Raw genomic sequence first — 25,743 nt, forward strand, 5'->3', positions numbered from 1 at the left:
CCTCGTACGTGCCCACCACCGCGCCGGACCGTACGGGTGACGTCTCCTACACAGGGGCCGCGGCGAGCGTGCGAAGCCGCCTGCCGTACCGTCGCTGCGGAGCATCAGCCCGACGGCGGAATATCTGTTCCGGCGGCCGCAGAAATAGCCGCGATGCGCCGACAGGTTTAGCTATTCCCCCGGACGAGGTGACATAGTGGGCCGTCCCCCTCGGCCTGTCCCGTGCTACTGTCGATTTCAGTTGCAGTTGTGGTTCCCAAAGTCTTGGAGCGTGCCTACCGGTCAGTACCGGGCGGCTCGCTTCTGAATTTCCGGTGTTATCCGGACGGGGCAATCATCGCGGCGACGCGGGCCCACACAGTGTGGGTCCACGAGCACTGCTCCCGAAGGAGATTTGACATGGCTACTGGCACCGTGAAGTGGTTCAACGCGGAAAAGGGCTTCGGCTTCATCGAGCAGGACGGCGGCGGCGCCGACGTCTTCGCCCACTACTCGAACATCGCCACCCAGGGCTTCCGTGAGCTCCAGGAAGGCCAGAAGGTGACCTTCGACGTCACGCAGGGCCAGAAGGGCCCGCAGGCCGAGAACATCGTCCCCGCCTGACCTGGGACACGGCTGACGCCTGACCCACGGGTTGGCTGACGCGTACAGGTGGCCGGGGCCCGCACCACGGGGTGCGGGCCCCGGCCACCTGCTTTTTCGTTTTCCGGGCATCTCCAAGTAGAGACTTCGGCGTTTCTCCAGCACGCCGCTCACTGTTTCCCGTCCGGATCAGCACCGAAATTTCAACCCGCGGAGGCACCATGCGTTGTGTGATCGCTCGATTCCCGTTCGACCTCATCAAGAGCGAGGTGGAGCAGTCGATGACGGGCATCCGCCCCGAGCCCGTCACGAGCTCGTCCGTGACCATCGGCTCGCACACGTACCCCGTCAAGCAGGTCGGCGAAGTGATCACCAAGCAGGACCGCCGCGACTTCACCGAGTTCGAGGTCGCCCGCGCCCTGACCCGGCTGGGCTTCACCTGCCGCCCCGCCGCCGCTCCCGCCCGCCCCGCCGCGGCCGGCTGGACCGAGACCGCGTAACTCCGGTACCCCTCAGGCGTATCATCGCGGTGCCATTCCCGCGATGCACTCCGGCGCCACCCCCCAGCGGGGCGGCGCCTCCGCCATGTGGCGCGCATCTCATGACGCGCTGCCGTGGCGTGACTCCCGGACGCGCCTCCCGGACGTGCTTCCACGAGGCGCTCTCCTGACGTGACTCCACGGCCGGCCCGGACCCTTGAGTTCTGGGCCGCCCGGCCTTCCGGGCCGCACCACATCGCGCACACCGCCCCGCAGCGCATCGCGTCCCACCGCATCGCTTTCACTGCCCTGCCTTGCACCGCACTGCTTTCCACTGCCCCGCATCCCGCCGTACCGCTCCGCGCGCCGGTCGGAACGTGTGGTTCCTAATGTGGGCAAAGGGTGAGGGCAGGTGAAGTCGCCGTGTTTTCACCGAGGTTGACAGCGTTGCCACCGTGATCGACGATGTGGTCGCTGTGGCACATGTGACTTGTGAGCCCAGTGTTTCAACCACGCTTCCCGGTGCGACCGGCCCTCGGCTGTGCTGCCCGCTGCCGTCGTCCGGGTCCCGCAACGTCAGATGGGATCCGTATGTCCATAGCCACACGTGTCACGATGCGCTGCCTGGTGGGGACGGGCGTCGCAGTCCTCTCCCTCTCCGCCGTCTCGACCAGCGCGTGGGCCACCGGTACGCCGGGCGGTGACGGCTGGGACAAGGCCGGCCGCGCCTACTCCTCCGGCCAGGGCCCGGGCACGGTGACGGAGACCGATCGCTGCCAGTTCTCCCTGAACGGGACGGACTTCGCCGACTCCGTCGGTGTCGACGACCAGAACCTCAAGCCCACCGAGGACGGCAAGGTCCACATCAAGGTGCGGGCCGCGCAGGACGCGACGACGTGCACGGCGTCGCTGGCCGCGTACCGGACGCACGGCGCGACCTTCAAGACTTCCGGTGTCCAGGTCTTCCACGACTTCGACTCGGTGACGGTGAAGCAGGGCGAGACCGACTCCCTGGACATCTCGGTGCCGGACGCCGGCTGCTTCGCGCAGGTCGACCTGTACCGGGGCAAGGTGAAGTTCGACGGCAAGCTCGACGCGAAGGACGGCTTCGAGCACGGCGACGTACCCCAGGGCCCGGACCACCCGGTCATCAAGGACAAGCTGATCGCGGCCTGGAACGGCGGCTCGAAGGACTGCACGTCCGAGGCGCCCGAGACCACCCCGCCGGCCTCGACCCCCGCCGCGACCCCGTCGAAGTCCGCGACCCCCTCGGCGTCGGCCTCGACGCCGGACGACGCGGAGTCGACCACGGCGGCCGCGCCCACTCCGAACGGCGGTGGGTCCACCCCTGCGGGCGACCTCGCGGAGACCGGTGGCGGCAACACGCTTCCGATCGCCGGTGGGGCGGCAGCCCTGCTCGCGGCCGGCGCGGCCCTCGCGGTGGCCGGCCGTCGCCGTACGGCCAAGTCCCGCTCCTGACCGACCCTGTTGGTCCGCACGGGCCCGGCACTCCTGCACCGAGGAGTGCCGGGCCCGTGCCGTTTCCGCGGTCGTGCTCCCCCTCCTGCCCGTGCCGTCACGACGGCTTCCGGCCAATCGGGCGGCCGGTCGGCGGACCGGGGGCGCGCGGGGTCGTCGCAGGCCGCGTCCGCACGGCTCGCGGCGGGTGGTTGCGCGCTGGGGCGGCCGGGGCGGGAGGGGTGATCCGGCTGGCGTGAACCGGGCGCCGGGGCTGACGCGCGATCACGGCACCGTGGTTGTCTGACGGCAGCCGGCCCGCGCCCCACCCGGACGGACCGGCGGACAGCTGCGCCGACGCGATCCGCGCTTCCCCGCCCCGCCCAGCGAGGAGAGGACCACCGCGCATGCCCGTGTCCCCGTCCCTCCGTCCGGCCTCCGCGCGCGGAGGCCCGCTCGTCTCCTGGGCCGGCCGTACCGGCGGTCGGCTGATGCGGGCGGTGGCCTGGCTGACCACCCCGCTCGCGCCCGACGACTACCTCGGTCTGCTCGACCCCCTGCTGTCCGCGCGCCATCCGGCGGGCCGGGTCACCGCCGTGCGGTCCGAGGGCCCCGGTGCGGCGACCCTGACGATCCGGCCGGGGCGCGGCCGGCCGGAGCACCGGGCGGGGCAGTACCTGCCGGTCGGCGTCGAGATCGACGGCGTACGGCACTGGCGCACGTACTCGCTGACCTCACCCCCTGACGTGCCGGGTGGCGAGCTCACCATCACGGTCAAGGCGGATCCCCGGGGCCGCGTCTCACCGCATCTCGTGCACCGGACACGGCCGGGTACGGTGCTTCGACTCGGGCCCGTCCAGGGGGAGTTCACGCTGCCGGATCCGCCGCCGGCGCGGCTGCTGATGGTGACGGCGGGCAGTGGCATCACCCCGGTGATGGGAATCCTGCGGACGCCGGCGCGCGGCCTCGGTGTCCGTGGGGCGAAGGGCGCCGCACCCGACGTCGTCCTCCTGCACAGCGCGCCGACTCCCGAGGAATCCCTCTTCCGCTCCGAACTCGCCGTCCTCGCCGAGACGTTGGGGTGGCTGCGGGTGGAGGAGCGGCACACCCGTGCCGTCGGCCGGCTCACCGCGGAGCACATCGCCGCGCTGTGTCCGGACTGGCGGGAGCGGCAGACCTGGGCCTGCGGGCCGGACGGACTGCTCGACCTGGTGGAGGAGCACTGGGCCGGGGCGGGCGTCGGCGCCCGGCTGCGGCTGGAGCGGTTCCGGCTCGCGCCCCTGACCTCGCCCGACGGCTGTGAACCAGGTCTGTCCGGCGGCCGGGTGCAGTTCGGCCGCGGTGGTGTCGAGGTGGATTCCGGGGCGGCCGTTCCTCTGCTGGAGACCGGGGAGGCCGCGGGGGCCGTCATGCCGTACGGATGCCGTCGTGGTGTCTGCTTCGGGTGTCTCGTCCCGCTGCTCCACGGCCGCGTCCGGGATCTGCGGGCCGGTGAAGTGCACGGCGAACCAGGTGAGTTGATCCAGACCTGCGTCAACGGTGCGGCAGGTCCCCTCGCCCTCGACCTCCGGGTCCCGCCCCTCCGGCGCTGACCGGCCGGGCGGCCCCAGGTGCAGACAGGAGCTCCACGTGACCGCAACCGTCGTACCCCTCCGAGCCATTGCCGACCGGCCGGTCGATTCATCCGACACGGCTGACGAGTTCGGGGCGGAGCTCGACCGGCTCCGGGCGCGGGTCGTCGCCGGCCGCGGCGCCCGGGACGCCGACTACATCCGTACGGTGATCGCCGTTCAGCGCGGTCTGGAGGCGGGCGGACGTCTCGCCCTCGCCGTCTCGCTGTTCCCGCCCGCGTGGTGCGCGGGCACCGCGCTGCTCACCGGGGCCAAGGTCCTGGAGAACATGGAGCTGGGCCACAACATCCTGCACGGACAGTGGGACTGGATGGGCGACCCGGCGATCCACTCCACGACCTGGGAGTGGGACTTCCTCACCCCGGCCGACGCCTGGAAGCACACCCACAACCACCTGCATCACACGTACACGAACGTCGTCGGGCGCGACCGCGATCTCGGCTACACCGTTCTGCGGATGAGCCCCGGACAGCCCTGGCGCCCGTTCCATCTCCTCCAGCCGCTGTACGCCGCCCTGCTCGCGCCGGTCTTCGAATGGGGCATCGCCCTCTACGACCTGGAGGTGGACGCGGTGCCCTCCGGACGCAAGAGCGTGGGCCGGCTCGCGGGGGAGGTGGCGGGCCTCGCGCGGAAGGTCGTACGACAGTTCGCCAAGGACTACGTTCTCTTCCCGCTGCTCGCGGGCCCGTCCGCGCTGCCCTGTCTGCTGGGCAACCTCACCGCCAACAGCCTGCGCAACATCTGGGCGCACACCATCATCTTCTGCGGCCACTTCCCCGGTGACGTACGGACCTTCGACGAGGCGGAGATCGAGGGCGAGAGCCGCGGGCAGTGGTATCTGCGGCAGATCCAGGGCTCGGCGAACATCGAGGGCAGCCCCCTCTTCCACGTCCTCAGCGGGAATCTAAGTCACCAGATCGAGCACCACGTCTTTCCTGACCTGCCCAGCAACCGCTATGCCGAAGTGGCCGTCCGGGTGCGCGAGTTGTGCGAGGAGCACGGCATCCCGTACGTCACCGGGTCACTGTGGCGGCAGTACACCTCGATGTGGGGGCGCGTGGTGCGGCACGCGGTGCCGTAGCGGTCGCGGGGGCGTCCGGGCGCCGGCGGGATCGGCCCCTCACGCCTAAATCGTAATGGGATCCATTTTCATGTAGCGTGTGCGGCGCCTCGCCCCACACCTACCCAGGAGCCCGTCATGGCCGTACCCAAGCGGAAGATGTCCCGCAGCAACACCCGCCACCGCCGCGCCCAGTGGAAGGCCGCCACCGTGCAGCTGGTGCCGGTCGCCATCGACGGCTCGGCATATCTGGTGCCGCGGCGGCTGGCCAAGGCGTACGAGTGCGGGCTCCTGCGCCCCGAGGGCTGACCACCGGTCGGCGCGGGCGGAATCTCCCCGCCCGCCGCCCGGCCGCCCTTGCCCGGCTCCCTGACCCGCACTGCGCGCCGCCTCGCCCCGAGGTAATTTGTCCATGTTTTCCGGACTTCCACCTTCCGTCCTGCGTCACGTGGGGCGGAGGGCGCCCTGTGAGGCGTAGGGGTGAAGGGTGGGCGATGGTCAAGACCCTGCACGTGCCGCTCGTCGGCGCGGGGCGCCACGGCCCGGCTCCGGGCGTCCGTACAGCGGAGCGCCCCGGCGACCGGGCCTGGCCGGCCCTGGTCGCGTGCGCCTTCGCGCTGGCCCAACTGGCCCTCGTACGGCCGGGGATGGGTCTCGGCTGGGACGAGACGGTGTACGTCAGCCAGGTCGGCACCCGGGCTCCCGCGGCGTTCTTCAGCGCGCCCCGCGCCCGCGGGGTGACGCTCCTGGTGGCCCCGGTCGCCTCCTGGTCGTCGTCCACCGCACTGCTGCGGGTCTATCTGGCCCTGCTCTCCGGACTCGGGCTGTACCTGGCGCTGCGCACCTGGCGCGGCCTGTTCCCGACCCGCGTCCTGACGCTCGCGGGAGCCCTGTTCGCCACCCTGTGGGTGACGCTCTTCTACGGCCCGCAGGCCATGCCCAACTACTGGGTCGCGATCGGCGGCCTCACCGCCGTCGGTTGCTTCCTGCGCGTCGGGTGGGACCGCGCCGGGCGGGACCGCATCGGATGGGACCGCCCGGGCGGAGTCCGCCGCGGCGGCCGAGCGGCACTCTGGGGCCTGGCGGCGAGCGTCGCGCTGATGGCGTGGATGCGGCCCACCGACGCGGTCTGGACGACCCTGCCCCTGCTGGCCCTGGCGGTGTGCGTACCGCTCCGGCGGCGCCTGGCCCTGCTGGTGGCGCTGGTCGGCGGGCTGGTGGCCGGGGCGGCCGAGTGGGTGATCGAGGCGTACGCCGGTTTCGGCGGCCTGGACGCGCGGCTCGCGGAGGCCTCCGCGATCCAGGGCGGCCTGGGCTGGAACATCGCGATCGGGGACCAGCTGCGCAGTCTGGGCGGGCGCGCCCTGTGCCGCCCGTGCACCGGGCCGATGCCGAGCACGGCCGTACTGGCGTGGTGGTGTGCGCTGCCGCTGCTCGCCGCGCTCGGCCTCGCGGTCGCGGTCAGGGCCCGGCGGACCGCCCGCACCCTGCTGCCGCTGGCCTGCGCCACGACGGCCGGAGTCCCGTATCTGTTCATGATCGGGTACGCGGCTCCGCGCTTCCTGCTGCCGGTCTACGCCCTGCTCGCGATCCCGGTCGCCGATGCGCTCGTCCACCTGGTCACCGCCACGGGCCGGTCCTGGCGGGTGCAGGCCGTGACACTGGTGGCGCTCGCACTGGCCGGGCATCTTGCGGTCCAGTACGCGGTACTGGCGAACACCGTGGACCGCACCACCGCCGCCCGCCACCAGTGGACCCGTACGGCGGCCGAGCTGCACCGCCTCGGCATACGTCCGCCCTGTCTGCTCACCGGCGACCAGGCCATTCCGCTCGCCTTCTACGCCGGGTGCGCCTCCGCCAACGTCGGCGGGCACAACGCCAACGCCACCTCCGCGGACATCGAACGGACCGCGCTGCGGATGCCGGTCACCGTCCTCAGGGCTCCGGGGGACGGGCCGCCGTCCTACGCCCGCACCTGGCGGGCCCACCGCGTGGCGGGTCTGTACGCCTTCGTCGCGCCGGCAGCCTCGAAGGCCGCGGGGTCTCCGGCAACCCCGGAGACCCCGCCGGCCCTGCAAGCCCTGGAAGTCCCGGGCCCATGAAGCTGCCGACCGACGCCCCCGCGGTCGTACACAGGCGTGTCCCCTGGCAGGCCGGGATCGCCCTCGCCGTGCTGGCGTCCGCGGCGGTGCTCGGGCTGCGGCACTGGGCGGTGATCGAGGCCGGAGCGGACCGGCTCGCCGTCGCCGACCGGGGATGGCTGCTGACGGCGGCCGCGGCCACCGTGGCGACCTGGGTGTGCTCGGCGCTCGCCCAGCAGGGGGCGGTGGCCCAGCCACTGCCCGCCGGGCGGCTGACGGCGGTGCAGTTCGCGGCGTCCGCCGCCAACCATGTGCTGCCCGCGGGGCTCGGGGCGGGGGCGGTCAACCTGCGCTTCCTGACCCGGTGCGGGCTGCCGGTCGGCCGGTCGGCGACCGCTCTCGCGGTCAAGGCGACCGCCGGCACCGTGGTGCGCGCGGTCCTGATCGCCGTACTGGCCCTGGTGTGTCCGGGCGTGCTCCGCGTTCCGCACGTTCCGCCGCTGTTCTGGGCGGCGGCCGTCGCGGTGGCGGTGGGCGCGGTGCTGCTGCTCTCCGGTCCGTTGCGGCGCGCGGCGCGGGCCGTGCTGACGGACGTCCGCGCGGTGCACGAACTCCCCGCCCGGGCCGGGGCCCTCTGGGGCGGCTCGCTGGCCTTCGCCTGTCTGCACGCCGGTGTGGTGATCGCGGTCGCCCAGGCCCTGGGGCTGCCGCTGCCCCCGGCCCAGGTGGCCCTCGCCTACTTCGCCGCGAGCAGCGCCGCCGTCCTCTTGCCCACCCCCGGCGGTCTCGGCTCCCTGGACGCCGCGCTCGCCGTCGCCCTCACCCTCTCCGGTGTCCCCGCCGCCGCGGCGGCCTCCACCGTCCTCGGCTACCGCCTGCTGACCGGCTGGCTCCCGCTGATCCCGGGCCTGCTGACCCTCGGGCTGCTGATCCGGCGCAAGGTGCTGTGAGGGTAGGCATCGCCTCCCTTCCGGCCAGGTCAGGCCGGGTAGGCGTGGGTCTGCGTGGCCTTCACCGTCGCCCACACCGGTGCGCCGGTGTGCAGGCCGAGTTCGGCGGCGGCGACGGTGGTCAGGTCGGCGGCGAGGGAGAGTTCGCCGCTGAGGTCCGCGCGGATCTGGTCGCCGTGGGTCTCGAGCCCGCTGACCCGGCACTCCCACAGGTTCCGGGCGCTGGAGCCGGTCGGCCGGTCGCGGTGGAGCGTCACGGCGCCGGGCGGGAACGCCACGAAGACGGGGCCGGTGAGGTTCTCGGTCGTGGTGATCGACGGGCCCGTGTCGAGGAGCACGGTGTGCCCTTCGGCCCGGCCCCGGTACAGGTTGAGACCGACCAGCTGGGCGATGTAGTCGCTCCGGGGATGGCGGGCGATGTCCGACGGGCCCCCGTCCTGGACCACCCGCCCGTGCTCGATGACGATCAGCCGGTCCGCCAGCACCATGGCGTCCAGCGGATCGTGCGTGACGAGTACGGCGACCGCCTCGAAGTCGGCCAGATGGCGCCGGAGCTGGGCCCGTACGTCGATACGGGTCCGGGCGTCGAGCGCGGCCAGCGGCTCGTCCAGGAGCAGCAGCCGGGGGTGCGTGGCCAGGGCGCGGGCCAGGGCGACGCGCTGGGCCTGGCCCCCGGAGAGCCGGCGGGGCCTGGCACCCGCGTGGTCGGTCAGACCCATCCGGTCCAGCCAGCCGGCGGCCTGCGCCCGGGCCTGCGCCTTCGGCACCCCATGACAGCGCGGCCCGAACGCCACGTTGTCCAGGGCGGACAGGTGCGGGAAGAGCAGATAGTCCTGGAAGACGACACCGACCGGGCGGGACTCGGGCGGCGTACGGTCCAGCGGGACGCCGTCCAGGCGCAGCCGGCCGCCCTCGGAGAGCGGGGTGAGTCCGGCCAGCGCGCGCAGGGCGGTGGTCTTTCCGGCGCCGTTCGGCCCGAGCAGCGCGACGACGTCCCCGGGGCCGGCGGCCAGCTCCACGTCGAGGCGGAAGGAACCGCGGTCGACGACGAGCCGCGCGTCCAGCCCTTCGCCGCGGGGGCCGGCGGCGGGAGCACCCTTGAGGTCGTCGACGCCCGTCATGACGCCGTCATCCAGCGGTCCCGCAGGCCCGCGAGGACCGCGATCGACACGGCCAGCAGGACCAGGCTCAGCGCGATGGCCGCGGCCGGGTCGCTCTGCAGGGCCAGATAGACGGCCAGCGGCATCGTCTGGGTACGGCCGGGGAAGTTGCCGGCGAACGTGATGGTCGCGCCGAACTCGCCGAGCGCACGGGCCCAGGCCAGCACGGAACCCGCCGCGATCCCGGGCGCGATCAGCGGCAGGGTGACCCGGCGGAACGCGGTGAAGCGGGAGGCGCCCAGCGTGGTGGCCGCCTCCTCGTAACGGGGATCGGCGGCCCGGAGTGTGCCCTCCACGCTGATGACCAGGAACGGCATCGCCACGAACGACTCGGCGACGACCACGCCGGCCGTCGTGAACGGCAGGGTGATCCCGAAGGACGAGTCGAGGAACTGGCCCACGACGCCGTTGCGGCCGAGCGCCAGCAGCAGCGCCACACCGCCCACCACCGGCGGCAGGACCAGTGGCAGCGTCACCAGGGCCCGTACGAACCCCCGGCCCGGGAAGTCGACACGCGCCAGCAGCCAGGCGAGCGGTACGCCCAGGACCAGGCTCACCACGGTGGCCGACGTCGCGCAGATCAGGGACAACTGCAGGGCCTGCCAGACCTCCGTGCTGGTCAGCTGGTCCGGCAGGCTGCGCCACGGAGCCCGTACGAGCAGGGCGATCAGCGGCAGCAGCAGAAACGCCAGCCCGACGAGTGCGGGCAGCAGCAGGGGAAGCGGCACCCGACCCCGGGCGCCCGTCCGGACACCCCGACGGCGCGGCCGGTCCCCGTGGGTGCCGCCACCCACGAGGACCTCGGCCGCGGCACCGGACGTGTCGGGCGCGAGCCCGGGCTCGGACGGGGTCACGGCTTGAGGAACCCGGCCTCGGTCAGCACCTGCTGCCCCTCGGCGGACTGCACGAGCGCGATGAACGCCTTGGCCGTCTCCGTGTTGGGCGCGTCCTTGAGCAGGGCGATCGGATAGTCGTTGACGGCCTTGGCCGACTCGGGGAACTCCACGCCCTCCACTTTGTCACCCGCCGCCTTCACATCGGTCTTGTAGACCACGGCGGCGTCGGCCTCCTTCAGCTCCACCTTCGTCAGGGCGCTCTTGACGTCCTGCTCGTAGGAGACCGGGGTGAGCTTGAGGTCGCTCGCGTCCAGCGCCTTCTGCGCGGCCGCGCCGCACGGCACCGTCTTGTCGCACAGCACGACCTTGAGACCGGACTTCGTGAGGTCCTTCAGGGAGGCGACCTTGTCGGGGTTGCCCGGCAGGGTGGCGATCTCCAGCTGGTTGCGCACGAAGGTGGCCGGGGTGCCGACCGCGTCCTTCTTGTCCGTCACGATCGCCATCGTCTTGGGGCTGGCGGCGGCGAAGACATCGGCCGGGGCACCCCCGGTGATGCTCGCGGCCAGGGAGTCACTGCCGCCGAAGCTGAAGGTCACCTTCGTCCCCGGGTGGGCCTTCTCGAAGTCCTTGCCCAGCGTCGTGAAGCTCTCCTTGAGGGAGGCGGCGGCGAAGACGGTCACCGTCCCGGAGAGTTCCTTCGAGCCCGAGGCACTGGGCTTGCCCGAGGCGTCGGAGGAGCCGGAGTCGGAGGAGCAGGCGCTCAGGGCCAGCAGCGCGGCGGCGCCGGCGCCGGCCACCTGAAGGGTGCGGCTGGTACGGCGGGTCCGGCGCGCGGAACGGGTCATCACGGGTCTACTCCCTCGGACAGTTCAGATGGGCATGCGTCGTTCATCCTTCCGCAGATGCGGGCCGAAAGTCACCTGTCGCATCGCATGAGCCGGGTGAATGGCAGGGGGGTGCCCGCATGTGCGTTTGTACGGGACCGCTGTCCGGGTACGTTCCTGCGGGAGGTGGTGGCCAGTGAGCCAGTCCCTGACACACCCGCTCGCCCACGCGCCGGCGGAGCTCGTCACGCCCTGCTGACCTGGGCCGAGATCGACCCCGACTTCGGCGATGCGCCGGTGCTGCTCGCCGTCGGCATCGACGGCACCCCGCTGGACCGGGCAGGACCCCAGCTCGTACTGCCCCAGGACCGCTGCGGCGCCCGGCACATCAGCGGGATCAACGCCATCCGGGTGGACGGCCGCTACCTTCCTGGCCGGCCGCCGGCGGACGTGCGGGCCGCGCCCGCGCACGGCCGGACGGTGTCTGCGAAGCTGGCCGGCATCCGTGGACGGAGGTGACGCATGCTGCTGCGTCAGCTGGAGTATCTGGTCGCGCTCGCCCGTGAGCGGCATTTCGCGCGGGCTGCGGCCGCCTGCTATGTGTCGCAGCCGTCGCTGTCCGCCGCGATCCGGCGCCTGGAGCACGAGCTGGACGTGCCGATCGTGCGCCGGGGCCGGCGCTACGAGGGGCTGACCCCGGAGGGTGAGCTGGTGCTCGCGTGGGCGCACCGCATCCTCGCCGAGCGGGACGCCCTGCACCAGGAGCTGTCGGCGCTGCGCGGCGGCCTGAGCGGCACCCTGCGCCTGGGCATCGTCCCCACCGCGCTGCCCGCCGCCTCCCTGCTCACCACCCCGTTCTGCGAGCGGCATCCGCAGGCCCGGGTCAGCCTGGAGTCGCTGTCGTCCGCGGAGATCAACCACGGCCTCGCCGAGTTCGAGCTGGACGCGGCGATGACGTATCTCGACGACGACACCCTCCGGCACGTACGCCGGTTCCCGCTGTACGAGGAGCGCTACGTGCTCCTGACTCCGGTGGACGGCCCGCTGGCCACGGCGGTCACCGCCCGCTGGGCGGAGGCCGCCACGCTGCCGCTGTGCCTGCTGACCCCCCGGATGCGCAACCGCAGGATCATCGACGAGTGCTTCGCCGCCGACGGCGCGACGGCCACCCCGGCGATCGAGTCGGACAGCGTGGCGGGCCTGTACGCGCATCTGCCGAGCGGTCACTGGTCCAGCGTCATCTCGCACGCCTGGCTGCACATGTTCGGCGTACCGGACGGGATGACCGTGGTGCCGCTGGAGGGTCCGGTGCACGGTCCTCGGGTGGGCCTGGTGGTCGCCCGCACCGATCCGGCGTCCGTCCTCGCCGGGGCGCTGCTCAAGGTGGCGCGGGAGGCGGGTGTGCGGGACGCGCTGGACACCCTGTTGAAGACCTACCTGGCCGGGGGCAGTTCATAGTCGACGCCTATCCCGGTATAGCAACGTTCGCTTTGACCAGCGGATTTGACCCCGAGGAAGGTGAGGAGCACTCCCGGCGACGGAGTTATCCGGCAACGGAGCCGGCCGGCGCGGGAGCTCATCGGACCCACGGAGTTGAGGAGCCGCGACATGGCAAAGGTGCTGTGCGTGCTGTACGACGACCCGACCGACGGTTACCCCACGACGTACGCCCGTGACGACCTCCCGACGATCGACCACTATCCGGGGGGACAGACGACGCCCACCCCGCAGGCGACCGACTTCACACCCGGGCACCTCCTCGGCAGCGTGACCGGGGAGCTCGGGCTGCGGCGCTTCCTGGAGGAGCGCGGCCACACCCTGGTCGTCACCTCGGACAAGGACCGCGACGGCTCGGTCTTCGACCGGGAGCTGGTCGACGCGGACGTCGTCATCTCGCAGCCGTTCTGGCCCGCGTATCTGACCCCCGAGCGGATCGCCGCCGCCAAGAACCTGAAGCTGGCGGTCACCGCGGGCATCGGGTCCGACCACGTCGACCTCGACGCGGCCATCGCGCGCGGCGTCACGGTCGCCGAGGTGACGTACTGCAACAGCATCAGCGTCGCCGAGCACGTGGTGATGATGACGCTGTCGCTCGTCCGCAACTACCTCCCCTCGCACCAGGTGGTCCTGGACGGCGGCTGGAACATCGCCGACTGCGTGGCCCGTTCGTACGACCTGGAGGGCATGCACGTCGGTACGGTCGCCGCCGGTCGCATCGGCCTCGCGGTGCTGCGCCGCCTCGCGCCCTTCGACGTGAAGCTGCACTACACGGACCGGCACCGGCTGCCCGCGGAGGTCGAGCGGGAGCTGGGGCTGACCTTCCACGAGAGTGCCGAGGACATGGCGCCGCACTGCGACGTCATCACCATCAACGCGCCGCTGCACCCCGAGACCGAGGGCCTGTTCGGCGACAAGCTGCTCGACACGATGAAGCGCGGCGCGTATCTGATCAACACGGCCAGGGCGAAGATCGTGGACCGGGACGCGGTCGACCGCGCCCTGCGCAGCGGGCAGTTGGCGGGCTACGCCGGTGACGTCTGGTACCCGCAGCCGGCCCCGCCGGACCACCCCTGGCGCACGATGCCGCACCACGGCATGACCCCGCACATCTCCGGCTCCTCGCTCTCCGCGCAGGCGCGCTATGCGGCCGGCACCCGGGAGATCCTGGAGTCGTGGCTGGCCGGCACCCCGATCCGCGACGAGTACCTGATCGTCGACGGCGGTGCGCTGGCCGGTACGGGCGCGCACTCCTACTCGACGGCGACGGCCACCGGCGCCTCCTGATCGGGCCGGGCCACCGCCCCCGTGCTGTCCCTACCGCATGATCCGCCGGACACGCTCTAGGTGCGGTCGATGTGCACGTTGGTGGACTTCACCCGGGCGGTGGCCTCCATGCCGACCTCCAGGCCGAGTTCCTCCACGGCCTCCCGGGTCAGCAGGGAGACCAGCCGGTGCGGGCCGGCCTGGATCTCCACCTGTGCCGCGACGTCGCCGAGCTTGACGGCGGTGACGATGCCGGGGAACGCGTTGCGGACGGAGGTGTGGGAGGTGTCCTCCTCACCGTCGCCGTTCCTGGCGAGCTCGACGGAGAACGCGGCCAGGTCGCGCCCCTCGATGAGGCGGCGGCCGCCTTCGTCGCGGTGGGTGCTCATCCGGCCGGCGTCCGCCCACCGCCGTGCGGTGTCCGGGCTCACGCCCAGCAGACGGGCCGCCTGCCCGATGGTGTAGGACTGCATACGCGCCAAGATAGGCGCGAAAACTTGGCATATGCAAGGAATGCGGGCCGCGTCGTCCCGGGATCTGTCAGGCCTTGGCCGGTCAGGCCATCCAGAAGAAGACGGCCGTCATGCGCTTGTCCTCCAGCGTGGCGCCCCAGTATCCGGTCGCGCTGTGCATCATGTTGGCCGTGTAGAGCAGGAGCCGGTTGTAGCGGAGCGGCACGGTGACGTCCTCGGTGAACGCGTCGGGCGGGACGAACCGCGTGCCCAGCGCGTCGACCAGGTTGTTGTGCGGCGCCGTCACCATGTTCCCGCCGAGGACGCCCCCGGGCAGGCTCTGCCGGTAGAAACCCGTCCCGCACTCCTTCGGTACATTCGGACTCAGATAGAGCACCGCGGCATATCGGCACAGCGCACGCGAATCCGTATGCGGACGCGGCTCGCATTCGTCCTTTCCGACGACCTGAATGCAGTTGTGATTCAGCGTGCCGCCACCGGGCGCCGATTCCTGCCAGAGCCGCTGGGCGCCGGTCTCCTTTTTGACGAGCCTTTCCACGCGCGCGAGTTCCGCCGGCTCAAGGCCGGGCATGGTCCGGAGACCTGGCCAGCTCTCGGGCTTGTAGGGATATCCCTCGGTCCAGTCGTCCTTGGCGAGGCAGCGTTCCCGGACGGCGTCCACATTGGGCAGCACATTGTCGAGAACCCAATAGTCCCGCCCGCGTGTGGGTTTGCGGTAAGGGAGAACCGGAAGTGGTGGGGGCGGTGGAGGCATGCCGCAGAACCTACCGCTCGAATTTCCCGCGGTTTCCCAGCAGTTGGTCAATCTTCTGCCAACTCGAAGGGCTTGCGCGGGGCTTTGTCCCTTGTTTATCCCGCGGCGTCGGGTGTGCTTGCTCGCTGAGCCGCGGGGTCGGGTGTGCCTGTCCGCTGGGCCGCGGCGTCGGGTGTGCCGGGCCGCTGGGCCGCGGAGTCGGACGTGCCGGCTCGCTGGGCCGCGGGGTCGGGTGTGCCGGCCCGCTGGGCCGCCGAGTCGGGCATGCCGCGCAGCAGGCCGCGCAGGGCCGCGTGCTCCTGGGGGCCCATCGTGCGGGCGATGGCCTCGGTGACGATGTCGGCCAGCGAGGCCGAGGCCTCGCTCAGCAGGGTGCGGGCCTTTTCGGTGAGGGTGACCTCGACGCCGCGCCGGTCTCCGCAGACGGCCTGGCGGGTGACCAGACCGGCGTGCTGCAGGCAGGCGACCTGATAGGTCAGCCGGGTCTTGGGGCGGCTCAGCAGCTCCGCGATCTGGGTCATCCTGAGCCCCGCTCCGGGCTGGTCGGCCAGCAGGCACAGCACCAGGAACTCGTCGTGCGAGACGCCGAGCGCGCTCTTGACGTGGGTACGCAGCTGCTGCTCGATCGCCCCGGCCGCGGCCAGCAGGCGCATCCAGGCTCGCAGCTCGTCCGGGAGCAGTCCGCCCTGGCCCTGGTCGGGACAACCGGGCGGGACGGCGGAGGGAGGGGAATCGGCCATGATGCCTCCAGTCTACTGGTTGTTCATTTTTGGATAACGAGCTAGCGTGGAACTGTCCAAATTTGGATGACTGAGCCTCTGCCCCGCCCTGCAGGGCTCGCGCGCCGCATCCGCCCCGATCCCCCAGGGCAGACCGCCCCGGCGGCTGCCTTGCCCGCATTTTCAGGAGAAACCTCATGTCTGTCGCAGTCGAAACCGGCCTCTGGCAGCTCGACCCCGCCCGTTCCACCGTCGCCCTCCAGCACAAGTCGATCTGGGGCCTGGTCACCGTCAAGGGCACTTACACCGCCGTGACGGGCGAGGGCGAGGTCCGGCCCGACGGGTCCGCCTCGGGCACCCTCACCCTGGACGCCGCGTCCCTGGACACCAAGAACGCCAAGCGGGACAAGCACCTCAGCTCGGCCGACTTCTTCGACGCCGGCCGGCACCCCGAGATCATCTTCTCCGTCCGCAGCGCCGTACCCGGAGCGGACGACACCGTCGAGGTCTCCGGGCAGCTGACCGTGCGCGGCATCAGCCGCCCGCAGTCCTTCACGGCGCGCGTCACCGACGCGGACGCCGACGCGGTCACCCTGAACGCCGAACTCACGGTGGACCGTGCGGAGTTCGGCCTGGACTGGAACCAGCTGGGCATGATCCGTGGCCTGACCACCGTCACCGCTGCCCTCCGCTTCGCCCGCAGGGCCGTCTGACGCGGACGCCGGCTCCGTGGATCCGGCGTCGCCCAAGTCCCCTTTGCCCACAGGCGGAGTAGGGTGAGGGGGCCGAGGACTCCTCGCACGCCGGCGCTCGGGCCGGTCTCGTCATCGGCTCACGACGACGCCGGGCTGCGCATGGCCCGGGGCAGGTTCCGCCCTATGACGGCCGAAGGCGTCGGACGCACGGGCCGTGCCGTCGGGCTCCGTCTCGCGGCGAGCGGCCCCCTCAGCGCCGCCCGCGACCGGCCGTCCACCTGCGACAACCGCCCGGTCCCCCGCGGCAGTCGCCCCCGCTTCACCCCCGTACCGCTCGCCTCCGGCGCGACGGCAGCACGGGGGAGACCGACGGTCGTCGGCCTCCGCGCCCCCTGGGCGCACAACGCCGGTCGTGCGCCGCCCGGACCCGCCGTGCGGCGCACACCGCATGGCGGGTCCGGGCGACACACCACTCACCCGCCCCGCGTGCACCGCACCAGCCACTTGCACCGCGCGCACCGCACCACCCACCCGCACCACATATGCCGCCCCCGCGCCCCCATCCACCCGCGCGGCACGCACCGCACAGCCCACGTTGTACGTCCGGCCCATGGCGGCCGGTGTTCCGCTCGCGCCACAGGACGCGCACGCCGCTCGACGCAACCACGAGGACAGCCCCGGACCCCGGCCGTATCGACCACCTCGGAGTCAAGGGCGCCTGCCTGTCTGCTGGTTCGACCGATCCGCCCCGCTCGTCCGCAACGCCCCGAGGTCCCCCGTACCCGAGCCGCCGGCCCGGCGCGCGGACGGACCCCAGACAGGAGCGCCCCATGGCCACCGTCCTGAAACCGCTGCCGCCCCAGCCCGTCGCCCGGCTGCGGCTGGCGCCCCGCAGCCCCTTCCCGCGTCCCATCGACGGGGCGTGGTGGCCCCGCTCACGCGACCTACTCGTCGAACTCCCGTTGCTGCTCGGTGCGTTGCCCGCCGCATGGGGCCAGATCGCCGGCATCACCGTCAACACGTCCATGTGGTTCTCGGGCCCGGGCCGCATGCTCGTCGCGGGCCACGTGGTCCGGCTGCACCGGACCGAGGGCTCGCACGGACGGCACACGATCTGCCTGATCAGCCCCGGACACGGGCGCTGGGACCTGCTGGTCGTGCCGCCGGAGGTCGACGCGGCGGACGCGGAGCCGCTGATGGCGGCGGCCGCGGCAGCCACCGCGCACTGACGGGGGCGGCCACGGGAGCGGCTCTGCCGTGTGGGCCGCGGATCAGCGCAGCGGTCTGCGGATCCACACCTCCCGGACCACCGGCTCAGGCCCGGTGCCGGGGTCGAGTTCGCCGAGTCTCTGCCAGCCCCAGGAGCGCAAGGTCTCGGCCGCCGCGTTCGTACGGCCGCCCTCGTCGGGGCGGTCCACGGCCGCGACGACCAGGTCGGTGGCGAGCCGGACGAGCAGCCGTTCGCTCAGGCGGGTCGCGACGCCCTGGCGGCGATGGGCGGGCAGCACCATCAGCTCGGCCAGCAGGAACGTCCGCCCCGACGCGGTGAGTTCCTCGATGTCCGTCGGCAGCTCACCGCGGAAGCCCGACCACCACGCGCCGGTACGGGCCACCCGGTAGCCGTAGGCACAGGCGGCCAGCCCGGTCCCGTCGGCGACCACCATGTCGAAGTCCGTCTGCTGCACGTCCTGTTCGAACCGGCGCAGAAAGCCCTGCCGGTCGCGGTATTCGGCTCCCGCGATCCCGTGGTACGCCGTGACGTGGACGTCCGCCACGTCGTCCCGCTGTTGCTCGGCCTGCCAGCGCGACAGCCTGCGCAAGTACACCTCGGTCGTCATCCGGACCTCCCCCGGCCACGGGACGCACAGTCCCGGACCAACATCGTGACAACCCGAGCCGACAGGGTAAACCGTGCCTCACGCCACGGAGTGAACCTGTCGTCGGGATGCGAGGTGAAGCGGCCGTCGGGGCGCGGGGTGAAGCGGCCGTCGGGACGGTATCAGGCGGGCGGGTCCGGGCCGGCGCGTACACCTCCGATCGCCGGGTCCCCGCCCTCGTGTGCGGGCGCATCCCCGGCTGCGGGCGCTTCCCCGGCCGCGGGCGCCTCCCCGGCTGCGGGCGCGTCCGCGAAGGAGCGGTCGCGCGGCCGCGGAAGCCGTGGCGACGCACCCCCTTCGCCCTCCCACCGTCCTTCGGAGCTCCGCTCGTAGGCGGCTTCGCTCCCCGCGGCGGTGTGCCGCTCCTCGGCCGCCATGAGGGCGCTCGCGGTGAGGCGGTGGTGCGGGTCGGTCGCCGCGGTCATCAGCCGGGCGGCCGAGGCGGGTTCGGTGGAGGACGGGATCACCAGCAGGTCCCAGCGGCCGACGCCGTACGCGAACAGCCGGATCCGGTACGGGTCCACCCCCGAGACGAACCAGGCGGCCTTCACCGTGTGGCCGGTCACCGGCAGCAGCTCGGGAGCGTCGGGCCACGAACGGCGGCTGCCGGAAATGCGGGAGACGCGGCCGCGCTGCGTGTCGAACAGATCGGTGAGGGAGGGCAGTTCGCGCATCAGGTCGGCCGACCGGGGCCACCAGGCGCCGTCCAGGGGGCCGGGCGGAAAGGTCGGCGGCCGCAGCCGGAGCCGGGCGCCGGGGTGCCCGTAGCGCTCGGCCTCGGGCGAAGACTGGTGATCGACGGGCGCGTTCATGTCGCGGACCCTGTCCCCGGGCCCCAGCGAAGCGGTCCGGCGCTGCCGTGCGCCGGGAACGACACCGGCTGACAGCCCGCGTCGAAGAGTTCCCGGTATGTCCAAGGTACTCCGGCAGCGCTGTCGACGGCCCGCCCGAAGACCGCCCCGCGCCGGGCCCGTTCGGCCGCATCGGGGGGCAGGCCCGCCGCACCTGCCGTACGGCGCCGGCCGGTTCACCCACCGACTCCGTGCGGGAGTGCCCGGCACCATCTGCTGTACGGCGCCCGGCGCCAGCGGCCGTACGGGCAGGTGTTCGAGGAGTTGTGCCGACGGGGGTGCTCGCGGCTGTGTCGCCGGGGAGCTGCGCGTACTTGGGTGGTCCGCGGGGGTGTCCACACCCGTCCGGTTGACCTAAGGTCAATAGTGCGAGGCTCTTTTGTGAGCCTCACCACGGTTTCGAAGTCGCAGTCGCATGCGCCGACTTCCCGCGCCCCAGGCCCCCGGGTGCCATCGCCCCCTGCTCCTGGGCGCCGAGCCAGCCGCAGCCGTCCGCAGCACCCCGTACCCCTGCCGCTTCCTCGCGTCGCGGCCGGGCACTGGCCACATGTCCCCTGTCGACGCTCGCCCCGGTGCACTCCCGCGTACCGCCGCGAACCGATGTGGGACCACATGCCCTGGAACCGCCGCCCGGGGGGACGGCGCGGCAGGGCGGCGCGGTCGCCGCCGGTGACGCCTCACCGGCGGCGACCGCCGCAACTCGGGGCTGTTGCACCACGGGTCCGCGGCGGCCGGGGTCAGCCCGGCTCGTCCTCGTGCGAACGCCGGGCGTGGGTACCGCTGCTGGTCAGCCAGGGCCCGGCAGTGTCGGCCGGCGGCTCGTCGGTCCCGGTGTCCCCGCGGAACCCGGTGTCCACGGTGAAGTGGAGGAGCGTACCGCTGCCGTCCTCGCCCGCCGGATAGCTGCGGGGCTCGTCGCCGGAGAAGTACCGGCGAAGCACCTGCGCGACGAGCTGAGCGGTGTCGGGGTGCGCGGCGATGATGCGGACCTCGGCGAGACCGGTCGCCGCGGGCGGCCGCTCGGCACCGGGCGAGGACGCGGACGCCCGCTCCGATACGCCGACGGCGGTCGGGGAGTCGAGGACCGGGTGGCCGGGGCCGGGTGCCCGAGCTCTCTCGCGGGCCGTCCGTGGGCCGAGCCCGCCGGGCACCGGCTGGTGACGGCGGTTGCGGTCACGGAACCGCAGGACGGCCGTCTCCCGGTACGGCAGGACGGTTCTCTCTCTGTTCAGCATGACGCTCACCTCTCCTGTCCTGTTCGGGTGGTGGCCGTGCCACGGGTGGTGGCACGGCCACGTCTGCCGTCGGGCCCGCACTCAGGGCTGGTCCACCGAGCCGTTCACGGCGGGGACGACGGGGGCGGCGGGCGTGACGAGGGCCTCGACGGGGTCCGCCTTGCCGAGCGCCGGACCCTCGGTCCTGCCGTCGGTCCCGGTCTCCGCCGGGCCGTTCGGCCCGGTGTCCGGTGCGGCGTCCGCCCGGCGGTCCTTCGCGGCGTCCGACGTGGCGCGGTCGTGGGCCGAGACGGCCGCGGCCGAGGCCGCGCTCTCCCGGGCCAGGAAGGTGCCGAGTTCGCCGATCGTGCTCATCAGCGGGGCCGGGAAGACGACGGTGCTGTTCTTGTCCACGCCGATCTCCACCAAGCTCTGCAGATTGCGCAGTTGGAGGGCCAGCGGGTGGGCCATCATCGTGTCCGAGGCGTCCCCGAGCGCGGCCGCGGCCAGCGACTCGCCCTCGGCGCTGATGATCTTCGCTCGCTTCTCCCGCTCGGCCTCGGCCTGGCGGGCCATCGCGCGCTTCATGCTGTCGGGCAGCTGGATGTCCTTCAGCTCGACGAGCGTGACCTCCACGCCCCAGTCGACGGTGGTCACATCGAGGGTCTCGCGGATGCCCAGGTTGATGCGGTCGGTCTCGGAGAGCGTCTCGTCGAGGGTGTGCTGGCCGACGACCTTGCGCAGGGTGGTCTGGGCGATCTGGTTGATCGCCGCGTACACGTTCTCGATGGCGACGACCGACTTCACCGCGTCGACGACCCGGAAGTAGGCGACCGCCGACACGTCCACACTGACGTTGTCCCGCGTGATGATGCCCTGGGACTGGATCGGCATGGTGACGATCCGCAGCGACACCCGGTGCAGTACGTCGACGAACGGGACGATGAACCGGAGACCGGGGGCCCGGGTCCCCATCAGCCGTCCGAAGCGGAACAGCACGCCCATCTCGAACTGCTTGACGACCTTGATGGCCAGGGCGGCGGCCAGCACGGCCAGCACCACGACGATGACCAGAAGAAGAATGAATACGCCCATGCGATGCTCCTCTGCTCATGGGTGCCGGTGCGGCACCCATGAGGCCGGTGGAATGCCGGCGCTGCCCGTGCGGCGCCGATGGGGCGTGCCCGTGGGGGCACGCCTCCGGGTCACGGACTCGCCCGGCCTATGAACTCGCGCCGTGCGTCCGGCGGCGTGGCCGGAAGCGACCGCGGCCCCCGTCGCGGTGGTCGCGACGGTCATGGGCGGCGGGAGCCCCGGGGGCGTCCGGCGGCGGCGAGGGGAACGGGGGCTGCGCGCCGTCACCCGGACCGCCGGACCCGTGCCGGGTGCCGGGCAGCCGCGGACTGTAGGAGTGCAGGGCGATTCTCTCGTCGTGCTGGGCGTTGAGCCGGTGGATGACGAGGGCCGCGACGATGATGAGAACGATGTACGCGGCAGCGGTCAGGACGGCGTCCATGGCCGTCACGTCCCCACGATCAGGGGCTCGGGCCGGCCGGGTACGACCGGCTCGGGCAGACCGGTGGCGAGCGCGTCCGCCGAGGCGGCCGCGTCCTCGTCCTCGTACGCCGCCGCCATGAGTGCGCTGGCGGTCAGTGGCAGACCCGCGTCACCGGAGGCCGCCGCCATCAGGCGCTCGGCCGAGGCGGGGCTGGTCTCGGGCGGGATCACCAGCAGGTCCCAGCGGCCGACGGAGTACGACAGCAGCAGGATCTTGTGCGGGTCCAGCTCCGCCGTGAACCAGCCGACCTTCACCACGTGCCCGTGGACGGGAACCTGGCGTGGAATGGCCGGCCAGTACGTGGGATTGACCGCGATGCGTGTGACACGGCCCCACAGCGGATCGAGTACGTCCATCAGCGCGGGCAGTTCCCGCATCAGGTCACGGGAGCGCGGCCACCAGGCGCCGTCCAGCAGTCCACGGGAGTCGTCCTTGGGCTTGAGCGTGATGCGGGCGGCCGGGATCTCGGGCTGCGATTGCCGCGGCAGGCGGCGGTCGAAGGTGGCGGACATGATGCCGACCCGTCTCCGGGACGACTTGCGGACGGCCCGGTATCACCGATTCTCACCCAGGACGATTCCGGCATGGCAGCCGGTATGCGAAGTGCCCTCGGTGTCTCAACGCTACTCCGCGGCAGAGCCGAACGGACGGCCCGGCCGGATCGGGTTTCCCCGCCCACCCGCGGGCCCGCTCCCGGTGTCGCGACCAGCCGCGCCGGTCGGCCGAGCCGCCGCATGCGTCCCGTCCACCCGTTCCAGGCAGCTCACGTTCGCGCAGGTCAGATGCCATGAACGCATTCCAGCGTCCCGTGCTGCCCGCGCCGCCTTGCCCTCGCCGGGCGGCCCCGGTTCTCTGGTGATCACCCACCGCACCCCGGGACCGGCGGCCTGACGGCCACGGGACCGAGACCAGGGCCGTGGGGTCCCATACGACGTCATCGGGGGGAACACCCATGCGCATCACCCACACCCGCAAGATCCTGCTCGCCGCGCTCGGCCTGGCCGCCGCGCTCTCCCTCACCGCCTGCGACGGGACCGGCACCAGGGACGAGGGGGCGGCCGACTCGGCGTCGACCGCACCGTCCGGGAAGACCGCCGGCACCACGGGCGGTCCCACGGCCGACGCGACGGCCGGCGGCAACGGCGGCTCGGCTTCCGGCACCGGTTCGTCCGGCTCCTCGACCACGGGCGGCACCGCGGGCTCCGGCTCCGGATCCGGCACGAGCAGCAAGGCGTCCATGTGCCGCACCGACGAGCTCGAGGTCTACGCCGTGGACAACACGACCGACAAGAAGGAGGGCGTGGTCACCGTCCAGTTCAAGAACGGTGGCGGACGCGCCTGCTCCGTCAACGGATACGCGGGCGTCGACCTGAAGACCGCCGACGGCTCCACGATCTCCGTCGACCGCAATGGCGAGAAGGCCTACCCGTCGGTCCTCAAGGACGGCGAGTCGGCCGCGTTCAACATCACCTTCCCGGTCAACAACACCGGCGGCTCCGGCGTCCGCCCGACCAAGATCCTGGTCACGCCGCCGAACGAGACCAAGTACGTCAGCGTCGCCTGGCCCGCCGGATCCCTGCCGGCCTCCGACGGCTCAGACGGCTCAGACGGCGTCAGGCTCGCCATCGGCCCCGCGAACAAGGTGAGCGACTCCCCGGCGGGCTGATCACCCGGCCCACGCCCGGTGGGCGGCCCGACGGGCCGCCCGCGGCCCCCGGCGGTACGTACCCGTACACCGCCGGGGCCGCCCGGCGTGCCGCCGCGGCGACTATGCTGAAACAACGTGGACGTCCCGGACCCCGACGGCACAGGACCGGTCGGAGGCCACGCCCGCGGCGAGCGGACAGTCATTCCCTCGTCTCGGACTCCCTCCCGCGAACTGCGGCCCGGACGCCACCACTTGGAGGGTCTCGTGAACCGAGACGCGTCATGTTTCTTCCCCGGCTGACCTCGTCGCAAGGGGAGCCGGCCGTGCTCCGCGACCGGGGTGTCGCCCTGCGTCGCCGGGCGCTCCCCCACCGACGCGGTGCCCGCAGGGAGGTCCGATGAGCGCCGGACGGTCCTCCCGGATCACGCTGCTGGTGGCCGAAGAGGCGGCAAAACGCAGAGCGAAGGTCGGCGTCGTGGACGTGTGCGCCGCCGCGGTGGCCGCACTGCCGATCAGCGGTGCCGGCCTTTCGGCCATGTCCCGCACGGCGCCCGGCCACCCGTTGTGCAGCACGGACGAGGTCAGCGAACGCCTGGAGGAGCTGCAGCTCACGCTGGGCGAGGGCCCCTGCGTCGACGCCTTCACCCTCGGACTCGCGGTGCTGGCGCCCGATCTGCGCACCGCAGAAATGCGGGCCCGCTGGCCCGTGTTCACGGTCGCGGCCATCGACGCGGGTGCCGCCGCGGTCTTCGCCCTGCCCCTGCAGATCGGGGCCATCAGCTCCGGCGCCCTCGACCTGTACGCGGACACCCCCGTCGAACTGGACGCCGAGCACCTGGCGGACGCACTGGCCTTCGCGGACTGCGCCACCCTGGTGCTGCTCGACACCCGGATCGAGGAGTCGGCAGGTGTCCGGGGCGGCCCGCTCCGGCACGGCCGCCGCGAGGACCTGGGCCGCTATCGCGCCGAGATCGACCAGGCCAGCGGCATGCTCACCGTCCAGCTGGGGGTCGGCATCGAGGAGGCCTTCGTACGGCTGCGCGCCTATTCCTACGCGCACGGGCGCCGGCTCGCCGACGTCGCGGCCGACGTGGTGGGCCGCCGCCTCCGCTTTGAGCCCGACCCGCCTCCGGGCCCGAATACGCCCGCGGGCCCGAGCACGCCCCCGGGCCCGAACTCGCACCCGGCTTTCGATCCGCCCCTGGGCGCGGACGTACCACCGGAGAGAGCCCCGCACGCCGTGACCGGTTCGCAGGAGGGACCGGAATCCACCCCGGACGCGACGCCCGAAGGAATCCATGATGAGAGCTGACGCGGTGCCACGCGCTCCCGACCGCCCCCTGCTTCCCGCGTCCTCCCGGCGAGGCCGGCTTCCGAGAGAGGATGTGCACGATGGATGAACGACTTCTCGCCAGGACGTTCGTCGAGTTGGCCGACAACCTGGTCGCCGACTTCGATCTGGTGGATTTCCTGCGTCTGCTGACCGACCGTTGTGTGAGCATGCTCGACGTGAGCGCGGCCGGTGTCCTGCTGGCGGGCCCTGACGGCGAACTGCGCGTCATGGCAGCCTCCGACGAGCAGGTGCGTCTCCTGGAGCTCTTCCAGCTGCAGAGCGACGAGGGCCCGTGCCTGGAGTGCTTCCGTACGGGCGCGCCGGTGACGGTGCCGGATCTGCGCGAGCAGGCCCACGAATGGCCCCAGTTCACCGAGGCGGCCAGGCTCTGCGGTTTCGGGGCGGTCCAGGCCCTGCCGATGCGGCTGCGGCACGAGGTCGTCGGCGCCCTGAACCTCTTCCGCGCCACCCCGGGCCCCTTCGACCCGGCCGCCACACCGCTCGCCCAGGCCCTCGCCGACGTGGCGACGATCAGCCTGCTGCAACAGCGCTCCGTGCAGCGCAGCACCGTCCTCAACGAGCAGCTCCAGACGGCCTTGCACAGCCGCGTCCTGATCGAGCAGGCCAAGGGCAAGCTCGCCGAACGCCAGGGCCTGGACATGGAAGAGGCCTTCAGCGCGCTCCGCGCGTACGCCCGGGCCCACAACCGTCGGCTGGCCGACCTGGCCCGCGCCTTCGTCGACGGCTCCGAACCCCTGCCGGACCTGACGTCCTGACCGCACCCTCCGTGCACCGGT

Annotated in this window: 26 protein-coding genes and 2 pseudogenes; 16 read left to right on the top strand and 12 right to left on the bottom strand. The window is 72.5% G+C overall.

Annotated features, from left to right (window positions below; translation table 11 throughout):
- Positions 1-399 precede the first annotated feature (399 nt).
- The 8 genes from ACFWM2_RS29195 to ACFWM2_RS29230 all read left to right on the top strand — a co-directional run bounded on the left by ACFWM2_RS29195 (position 400) and on the right by ACFWM2_RS29230 (position 8,241).
- Positions 400-603 (top strand): cold-shock protein, encoded by a 204-nt coding sequence (locus ACFWM2_RS29195; RefSeq protein ID WP_010986199.1) that lies wholly within the window; start codon positions 400-402, stop codon positions 601-603.
- 200 nt (positions 604-803) lie between these two features.
- On the top strand, positions 804-1,082 hold the full coding sequence (locus tag ACFWM2_RS29200) for an SCO5918 family protein (RefSeq protein ID WP_383286153.1): 279 nt from the start codon (positions 804-806) through the stop codon (positions 1,080-1,082).
- A 570-nt stretch (positions 1,083-1,652) separates the two neighbouring features.
- Complete coding sequence (locus ACFWM2_RS29205) at positions 1,653-2,540, top strand: hypothetical protein (protein ID WP_383286155.1); 888 nt, start codon at positions 1,653-1,655, stop codon at positions 2,538-2,540.
- Positions 2,541-3,010: 470 nt separating this feature from the next.
- A complete protein-coding gene (locus ACFWM2_RS29210) occupies positions 3,011-4,111 on the top strand; it encodes a ferredoxin reductase (RefSeq protein WP_383286463.1) in 1,101 nt (366 codons plus the stop codon).
- A 67-nt stretch (positions 4,112-4,178) separates the two neighbouring features.
- On the top strand, positions 4,179-5,231 hold the full coding sequence (locus tag ACFWM2_RS29215; RefSeq protein WP_383286465.1) for a fatty acid desaturase family protein: 1,053 nt from the start codon (positions 4,179-4,181) through the stop codon (positions 5,229-5,231).
- Positions 5,232-5,348: 117 nt separating this feature from the next.
- Entirely contained in the window at positions 5,349-5,519 is a 171-nt protein-coding gene (rpmF, locus tag ACFWM2_RS29220) for a 50S ribosomal protein L32 (protein ID WP_383286157.1), read from the top strand.
- Positions 5,520-5,704: 185 nt separating this feature from the next.
- Positions 5,705-7,312 carry a hypothetical protein gene (locus ACFWM2_RS29225; RefSeq protein ID WP_383286159.1) on the top strand — a complete coding sequence of 536 codons (1,608 nt, stop codon included), beginning with the start codon at positions 5,705-5,707 and terminating at the stop codon, positions 7,310-7,312.
- On the top strand, positions 7,309-8,241 hold the full coding sequence (locus ACFWM2_RS29230) for a YbhN family protein (RefSeq protein ID WP_383286161.1): 933 nt from the start codon (positions 7,309-7,311) through the stop codon (positions 8,239-8,241). The genes ACFWM2_RS29225 and ACFWM2_RS29230 overlap by 4 nt, the downstream gene beginning before the upstream one ends.
- Before the next feature lie 29 nt (positions 8,242-8,270).
- Here ACFWM2_RS29230 and ACFWM2_RS29235 read toward each other — a convergent pair whose 3' ends face one another.
- From ACFWM2_RS29235 to modA, 3 genes are read right to left on the bottom strand one after another with little or no spacing between them, the layout of a single operon-like run.
- Positions 8,271-9,362, bottom strand: coding sequence for an ABC transporter ATP-binding protein (locus ACFWM2_RS29235; protein ID WP_383286163.1), 1,092 nt, complete (start codon positions 9,360-9,362; stop codon positions 8,271-8,273).
- The gene (gene modB, locus ACFWM2_RS29240; RefSeq protein WP_383286165.1) at positions 9,359-10,255 is read right to left on the bottom strand and encodes a molybdate ABC transporter permease subunit; all 897 of its coding nucleotides are present in this window, start codon (positions 10,253-10,255) and stop codon (positions 9,359-9,361) included. The genes ACFWM2_RS29235 and modB overlap by 4 nt, the downstream gene beginning before the upstream one ends.
- Positions 10,252-11,082: a molybdate ABC transporter substrate-binding protein gene (gene modA / locus ACFWM2_RS29245; protein ID WP_383286167.1), complete on the bottom strand. Its 831-nt coding sequence runs from the start codon at positions 11,080-11,082 to the stop codon at positions 10,252-10,254. Before modA ends, modB begins: the two co-directional genes overlap by 4 nt.
- A 225-nt stretch (positions 11,083-11,307) precedes the next feature.
- On the opposite strand from modA, the pseudogene ACFWM2_RS29250 reads away from it, so the two are divergent.
- The 3 genes and pseudogenes from ACFWM2_RS29250 to ACFWM2_RS29260 form a co-directional block, all read left to right on the top strand.
- A pseudogene (locus ACFWM2_RS29250) lies at positions 11,308-11,580 on the top strand (hypothetical protein); the annotation flags it as partial.
- 3 nt (positions 11,581-11,583) lie between these two features.
- Positions 11,584-12,519, top strand: coding sequence for a LysR substrate-binding domain-containing protein (locus ACFWM2_RS29255; protein ID WP_383286169.1), 936 nt, complete (start codon positions 11,584-11,586; stop codon positions 12,517-12,519).
- A gap of 150 nt (positions 12,520-12,669) precedes the next feature.
- Positions 12,670-13,845 carry an NAD-dependent formate dehydrogenase gene (locus ACFWM2_RS29260; protein ID WP_383286171.1) on the top strand — a complete coding sequence of 392 codons (1,176 nt, stop codon included), beginning with the start codon at positions 12,670-12,672 and terminating at the stop codon, positions 13,843-13,845.
- 56 nt (positions 13,846-13,901) lie between these two features.
- Here ACFWM2_RS29260 and ACFWM2_RS29265 read toward each other — a convergent pair whose 3' ends face one another.
- From ACFWM2_RS29265 to ACFWM2_RS29275, 3 genes and pseudogenes are all read right to left on the bottom strand, one after another.
- Positions 13,902-14,297 carry a molybdopterin-binding protein gene (locus ACFWM2_RS29265; protein ID WP_383286173.1) on the bottom strand — a complete coding sequence of 132 codons (396 nt, stop codon included), beginning with the start codon at positions 14,295-14,297 and terminating at the stop codon, positions 13,902-13,904.
- An 82-nt stretch (positions 14,298-14,379) separates the two neighbouring features.
- The gene (locus tag ACFWM2_RS29270; protein ID WP_383286175.1) at positions 14,380-15,051 is read right to left on the bottom strand and encodes a DUF6445 family protein; all 672 of its coding nucleotides are present in this window, start codon (positions 15,049-15,051) and stop codon (positions 14,380-14,382) included.
- Between the two features lie 248 nt (positions 15,052-15,299).
- Positions 15,300-15,791: pseudogene (locus ACFWM2_RS29275) on the bottom strand (MarR family winged helix-turn-helix transcriptional regulator); the annotation flags it as partial.
- A gap of 176 nt (positions 15,792-15,967) precedes the next feature.
- Between ACFWM2_RS29275 and ACFWM2_RS29280 the strand changes: the two are divergent.
- Positions 15,968-16,483: a YceI family protein gene (locus tag ACFWM2_RS29280; protein ID WP_383286177.1), complete on the top strand. Its 516-nt coding sequence runs from the start codon at positions 15,968-15,970 to the stop codon at positions 16,481-16,483.
- An 812-nt stretch (positions 16,484-17,295) separates the two neighbouring features.
- Positions 17,296-17,694 (top strand): DUF5994 family protein, encoded by a 399-nt coding sequence (locus tag ACFWM2_RS29285; RefSeq protein WP_383286179.1) that lies wholly within the window; start codon positions 17,296-17,298, stop codon positions 17,692-17,694.
- A gap of 42 nt (positions 17,695-17,736) precedes the next feature.
- On the opposite strand, the gene ACFWM2_RS29290 is transcribed toward ACFWM2_RS29285, so the two are convergent.
- The 6 genes from ACFWM2_RS29290 to ACFWM2_RS29315 all read right to left on the bottom strand — a co-directional run bounded on the left by ACFWM2_RS29290 (position 17,737) and on the right by ACFWM2_RS29315 (position 22,477).
- Positions 17,737-18,303 (bottom strand): hypothetical protein, encoded by a 567-nt coding sequence (locus ACFWM2_RS29290; RefSeq protein WP_383286181.1) that lies wholly within the window; start codon positions 18,301-18,303, stop codon positions 17,737-17,739.
- Between the two features lie 161 nt (positions 18,304-18,464).
- Positions 18,465-19,154, bottom strand: a complete 690-nt coding sequence (locus tag ACFWM2_RS29295) for a DUF5994 family protein (RefSeq protein ID WP_383286183.1) — start codon at positions 19,152-19,154, stop codon at positions 18,465-18,467.
- 776 nt (positions 19,155-19,930) lie between these two features.
- On the bottom strand, positions 19,931-20,428 hold the full coding sequence (locus ACFWM2_RS29300) for a hypothetical protein (RefSeq protein WP_383286184.1): 498 nt from the start codon (positions 20,426-20,428) through the stop codon (positions 19,931-19,933).
- An 81-nt stretch (positions 20,429-20,509) separates the two neighbouring features.
- The gene (locus tag ACFWM2_RS29305) at positions 20,510-21,502 is read right to left on the bottom strand and encodes a slipin family protein (RefSeq protein WP_383286186.1); all 993 of its coding nucleotides are present in this window, start codon (positions 21,500-21,502) and stop codon (positions 20,510-20,512) included.
- 127 nt (positions 21,503-21,629) lie between these two features.
- A complete protein-coding gene (locus tag ACFWM2_RS29310) occupies positions 21,630-21,923 on the bottom strand; it encodes a hypothetical protein (RefSeq protein ID WP_383286467.1) in 294 nt (97 codons plus the stop codon).
- 5 nt (positions 21,924-21,928) lie between these two features.
- Positions 21,929-22,477, bottom strand: coding sequence for a DUF5994 family protein (locus ACFWM2_RS29315; RefSeq protein ID WP_383286188.1), 549 nt, complete (start codon positions 22,475-22,477; stop codon positions 21,929-21,931).
- Positions 22,478-22,917: 440 nt separating this feature from the next.
- Here ACFWM2_RS29315 and ACFWM2_RS29320 point away from each other — a divergent pair, with 440 nt between their 5' ends.
- The 3 genes from ACFWM2_RS29320 to ACFWM2_RS29330 all read left to right on the top strand — a co-directional run bounded on the left by ACFWM2_RS29320 (position 22,918) and on the right by ACFWM2_RS29330 (position 25,722).
- On the top strand, positions 22,918-23,631 hold the full coding sequence (locus tag ACFWM2_RS29320; RefSeq protein ID WP_383286190.1) for a DUF4232 domain-containing protein: 714 nt from the start codon (positions 22,918-22,920) through the stop codon (positions 23,629-23,631).
- Between the two features lie 379 nt (positions 23,632-24,010).
- Positions 24,011-24,925, top strand: coding sequence for an ANTAR domain-containing protein (locus tag ACFWM2_RS29325; RefSeq protein WP_383286192.1), 915 nt, complete (start codon positions 24,011-24,013; stop codon positions 24,923-24,925).
- 80 nt (positions 24,926-25,005) lie between these two features.
- Positions 25,006-25,722, top strand: a complete 717-nt coding sequence (locus tag ACFWM2_RS29330; RefSeq protein WP_383286194.1) for an ANTAR domain-containing protein — start codon at positions 25,006-25,008, stop codon at positions 25,720-25,722.
- Positions 25,723-25,743: the final 21 nt, after the last annotated feature.

The organism is Streptomyces sp. NPDC058371 (assembly GCF_042723265.1).
In the GTDB taxonomy this organism is placed as follows: Bacteria; Actinomycetota; Actinomycetes; order Streptomycetales; family Streptomycetaceae; genus Streptomyces.

What these genes read in the sequence shown, in the direction of transcription:
- ACFWM2_RS29195 (WP_010986199.1), top strand. Translation starts at nt 400, where the DNA reads ATGGCTACTGGCACCGTGAAGTGGTTCAACGCGGAAAAGGGCTTCGGC.
- ACFWM2_RS29200 (WP_383286153.1), top strand. Translation starts at nt 804, where the DNA reads ATGCGTTGTGTGATCGCTCGATTCCCGTTCGACCTCATCAAGAGCGAG.
- ACFWM2_RS29205 (WP_383286155.1), top strand. Translation starts at nt 1,653, where the DNA reads ATGTCCATAGCCACACGTGTCACGATGCGCTGCCTGGTGGGGACGGGC.
- ACFWM2_RS29210 (WP_383286463.1), top strand. Translation starts at nt 3,011, where the DNA reads ATGCGGGCGGTGGCCTGGCTGACCACCCCGCTCGCGCCCGACGACTAC.
- rpmF (WP_383286157.1), top strand. Translation starts at nt 5,349, where the DNA reads ATGGCCGTACCCAAGCGGAAGATGTCCCGCAGCAACACCCGCCACCGC.
- ACFWM2_RS29225 (WP_383286159.1), top strand. Translation starts at nt 5,705, where the DNA reads ATGGTCAAGACCCTGCACGTGCCGCTCGTCGGCGCGGGGCGCCACGGC.
- ACFWM2_RS29230 (WP_383286161.1), top strand. Translation starts at nt 7,309, where the DNA reads ATGAAGCTGCCGACCGACGCCCCCGCGGTCGTACACAGGCGTGTCCCC.
- ACFWM2_RS29235 (WP_383286163.1), bottom strand. Translation starts at nt 9,362, where the DNA reads ATGACGGGCGTCGACGACCTCAAGGGTGCTCCCGCCGCCGGCCCCCGC.
- modA (WP_383286167.1), bottom strand. Translation starts at nt 11,082, where the DNA reads ATGACCCGTTCCGCGCGCCGGACCCGCCGTACCAGCCGCACCCTTCAG.
- ACFWM2_RS29255 (WP_383286169.1), top strand. Translation starts at nt 11,584, where the DNA reads ATGCTGCTGCGTCAGCTGGAGTATCTGGTCGCGCTCGCCCGTGAGCGG.
- ACFWM2_RS29260 (WP_383286171.1), top strand. Translation starts at nt 12,670, where the DNA reads ATGGCAAAGGTGCTGTGCGTGCTGTACGACGACCCGACCGACGGTTAC.
- ACFWM2_RS29265 (WP_383286173.1), bottom strand. Translation starts at nt 14,297, where the DNA reads ATGCAGTCCTACACCATCGGGCAGGCGGCCCGTCTGCTGGGCGTGAGC.
- ACFWM2_RS29270 (WP_383286175.1), bottom strand. Translation starts at nt 15,051, where the DNA reads ATGCCTCCACCGCCCCCACCACTTCCGGTTCTCCCTTACCGCAAACCC.
- ACFWM2_RS29280 (WP_383286177.1), top strand. Translation starts at nt 15,968, where the DNA reads ATGTCTGTCGCAGTCGAAACCGGCCTCTGGCAGCTCGACCCCGCCCGT.
- ACFWM2_RS29285 (WP_383286179.1), top strand. Translation starts at nt 17,296, where the DNA reads ATGGCCACCGTCCTGAAACCGCTGCCGCCCCAGCCCGTCGCCCGGCTG.
- ACFWM2_RS29290 (WP_383286181.1), bottom strand. Translation starts at nt 18,303, where the DNA reads ATGACGACCGAGGTGTACTTGCGCAGGCTGTCGCGCTGGCAGGCCGAG.
- ACFWM2_RS29295 (WP_383286183.1), bottom strand. Translation starts at nt 19,154, where the DNA reads ATGAACGCGCCCGTCGATCACCAGTCTTCGCCCGAGGCCGAGCGCTAC.
- ACFWM2_RS29300 (WP_383286184.1), bottom strand. Translation starts at nt 20,428, where the DNA reads ATGCTGAACAGAGAGAGAACCGTCCTGCCGTACCGGGAGACGGCCGTC.
- ACFWM2_RS29305 (WP_383286186.1), bottom strand. Translation starts at nt 21,502, where the DNA reads ATGGGCGTATTCATTCTTCTTCTGGTCATCGTCGTGGTGCTGGCCGTG.
- ACFWM2_RS29310 (WP_383286467.1), bottom strand. Translation starts at nt 21,923, where the DNA reads ATGGACGCCGTCCTGACCGCTGCCGCGTACATCGTTCTCATCATCGTC.
- ACFWM2_RS29315 (WP_383286188.1), bottom strand. Translation starts at nt 22,477, where the DNA reads ATGTCCGCCACCTTCGACCGCCGCCTGCCGCGGCAATCGCAGCCCGAG.
- ACFWM2_RS29320 (WP_383286190.1), top strand. Translation starts at nt 22,918, where the DNA reads ATGCGCATCACCCACACCCGCAAGATCCTGCTCGCCGCGCTCGGCCTG.
- ACFWM2_RS29325 (WP_383286192.1), top strand. Translation starts at nt 24,011, where the DNA reads ATGAGCGCCGGACGGTCCTCCCGGATCACGCTGCTGGTGGCCGAAGAG.
- ACFWM2_RS29330 (WP_383286194.1), top strand. Translation starts at nt 25,006, where the DNA reads ATGGATGAACGACTTCTCGCCAGGACGTTCGTCGAGTTGGCCGACAAC.